The following is a 2,991-nucleotide window of genomic DNA, read 5'->3' as shown; positions in this document are numbered from 1 at the left end:
GAGTTCCTTCTCATCAACGGGTTTTACCAGATAGTTGAAGACCCCTGCAGAGTTCGCCCGCTTTACGGTCTCTTCGCTGCTGTAACCAGTAACGATTATCGAGGGCACGAGTTTTACTTTTCCTATTCTCTCAATCGCTTCGATTCCGCTCAGTGCGGGTAGGTTTACATCTACTATCAGCAAGTCAGGATCAGTTTCAAGCGCCAGTTTTACAAATGTTTCTCCATCCATAGCCTCTCCTATAACTTTATGACCGAGGCCGATCAGTGTTTCCTTAAGACCTCTCAGGACTATGTACTCGTCTTCAGCAATAAGTATGTTCAAAGAATTGTCCATAGGAATTGACTCCCCTTTCGGCTAGGTTAGCACATAATCGCTAATAATTCTTTTATGAGCCTCTCGTGAGCAACAGGCTCTCTTTTGGAATTGAGATCTTAACCTTTGCGCCTCTTTCTGAGGCGATTTCAAGAGTTCCGTCAAACTGATTCTCAACGATCGATCTCGCAAGCGAAAGCCCCAGTTTCTCGTCTTTTGCGGAAAAGGATCTATTGGGAAATCCCATGCCGTTGTCCTCTACGATTATCTCCACATTGTCGTCAAAACTCTTGCAGGAAATCGATATCAATCCGCTCTCAGTATCTTTGAAAGCGTGCTTCACGCAATTGTTTATTAATTCGCTTATTGTCAGCGAGATTCCGCTTGCTTTGTCGTAGGGTATGAATATGTCGTCAAGATCTTTACTTACCTTGAGAGTGCCGTCCACTATGTTGAAACGCACAATAGTATCTACAAGGTTTTTCAGGTTTATTATACTTCTGCCCAGTTCATCGTGAGAAAGGAGATCATGAACAGCGGCTATACTTTTCACTCTGGAAACAACATTGTCAAGCAGATCCTCGACTTCGCTGTCCGTTTTTCTATCGAAACTCCTTTTCTGAATGTTAATAAGACTAACAATAGTCTGAAGGTTGTTCTTTATCCTGTGGTGACTTTCCTGAAGCAACACCGAACTTCCCATAAGCCTAGTGTTGTTTATTGCAAGGGCAACTTGTCTTGATAGAGTATGAAATATTTTCTTCTGCTTCTCATTTGGCTCATAGAATTTACGATAGCCTACCTGAAACAAAGCGGTGTGGTGAGATCTAACAGAGACTGGATCGCAAACGATTGTCTCGGTATTTCGAATGCTCTTGAAGAGCTTTTCGAAAAGCACATCATCGAAATTGGAAACAAAGAGCTTCTTGTTGTCCATTATTCGCATCACAACTTCGTCGTTGAGAACGGCTTCTATCGACTCGGTCTCTTTATGTTTTATCGTGTCCATGATCGTCCTGGTCTTTTCGTCGACAAGGTACACATAACAGGAATCGGATTCCATTATCTTGCACGTGTAGTTCTCAAGCATTTTCAAGACATCGTTTATCTCGTAGTTCGAAGTAAGGTACTCGGCCGCTCTCAAAACAGCGTCGATAATATCCTCGGTTTCTATTTCCTCTGCCTCGCGTTTCGTTGAATCTGATTTCTTCCAGCCAAGTATAAGTCTCAAAAGCTTCTCCGGCTTGTCTTTTGCCTCTTCTGAACTGAGAGTTCCGCAAAGTACTCCCTCAGACAGAACGCTGATTCTGTCTGAGTACTTTAGCGCCTCGTCCCATTTGTTTGTAACGTAAAGTATTCCAGTTCCCTTTTCCTTAAGTTTGTTCAGTATTCTCAGAAGAAGATCCTGTGACTTCGAGCCGAGATTAGCAGTAGGCTCATACAGAACCACCAGCCGGGGCTCGAAAATACATAGCCTCAGAAGCTCTATAAGCTTCTTCTCCTCGGTTGAAAGCCTATACACGTGAGTCTTCTCTGAGATTCCAAGCTCAAATCTTGCAATGAGCTCTTTCACGGCACGATTTATCTTTGTGTGGTTAATCAATTTGATCACATTGCTATGACTCCTCAACACGTACATGTTCTCAGCCACGGTCAAACCCTCTGCGACCATTGGTTCTTCAAGGAGAAACATGATATCTGTCGAACCACCAATCTTCATTTTGCCCGTGACATCTATTCCATCAAAGAATACTCTCCCGGAAATCTTCTTCTCAGCTCCAGTGAGGATGCTGACGACAAGTTCCTTTCCAGCGCCATACTCCCCAACAAGTGCGTGAACTTCAGAGGAGTTTACTTCCAGATTAATCTCCTTCAGATTGACATTTCCTAAGTCGTTGCTGCTCAGTTCTTTGATATCAAGAACACATTGCTCCATAGCAGACCCCTTAATGGCTGCAATCATTCCTTAGTCCAAGCAAAAGACCCAGCCACAATAAGATGCAAAAAAGAAACACGAAAAACTCTCTTGTTGAGAATGCTTCTCATAATCATTCTACATCAGAAGTGAAAAATTCCCTAAGTCTCCAGAGACCTTGGATAAGATCAACACAGAGAAGGACTACGGAGTTTACGAAGCGAAAATGCGATTGAAAGACTCGCGCCTCTTGATTGAAGCTGTAATCCTGTTTCGAAGAGCAGGATGCAGCTTTCAATCTTTTGAATCAGCCAGTGGTCAGTTATCACTTCAAGAGTGGTTGAAGTTGGAGTCGCAGGAAATGTGTCCATTCTTATGCGGAGAATCTCCGATTGCGATGTCGGTTCGGGCCTGTTCAAATGAGCAGAAGGTCAGGTTCTTCAGTGACTCTCTTGAAATAACACATCCAGACCATAGAAAAAGGAATAGTCGAGAGATTGCTCAGTCAACCGGGCAGACTCGACATTCTAATATGTGACGAGTGGGGACACAAGCCTTTTGACAAAGAAGGCCAGCAAGAAGGATTTGAGACTCGCGAAAACTAATGTTACGTGAAATACAAGTTTTGAATTGAAAATTAGGGTGTCTCACAAATCAAACAGCGTGAATGATATCCATAATCTTTCTCAAAGAACGACCGAGTAGATGATTGTGAATGACCACGAGATTGTAAGCGAAAATCTTAAGGCCGATAGCTGAGT

Annotated in this window: 2 protein-coding genes; both read right to left on the bottom strand. The window is 43.1% G+C overall.

Annotated elements, in window-relative coordinates; genetic code table 11:
* On the bottom strand, positions 1-336 hold a 336-nt coding region (locus tag ENN47_02910; GenBank protein HDP77135.1), incomplete at its 3' end, for a response regulator.
* Between the two features lie 52 nt (positions 337-388).
* Entirely contained in the window at positions 389-2,251 is a 1,863-nt protein-coding gene (locus ENN47_02905; GenBank protein HDP77134.1) for an ATP-binding cassette domain-containing protein, read from the bottom strand.
* Positions 2,252-2,991: the final 740 nt, after the last annotated feature.

Source organism: Mesotoga infera (genome assembly GCA_011045915.1).
Taxonomy (GTDB): Bacteria; Thermotogota; Thermotogae; order Petrotogales; family Kosmotogaceae; genus Mesotoga; species Mesotoga infera_D.
The sequence above is the reverse complement of the archived record's forward strand: the minus strand, read 5'-3'. Positions and strand labels throughout refer to the sequence as shown.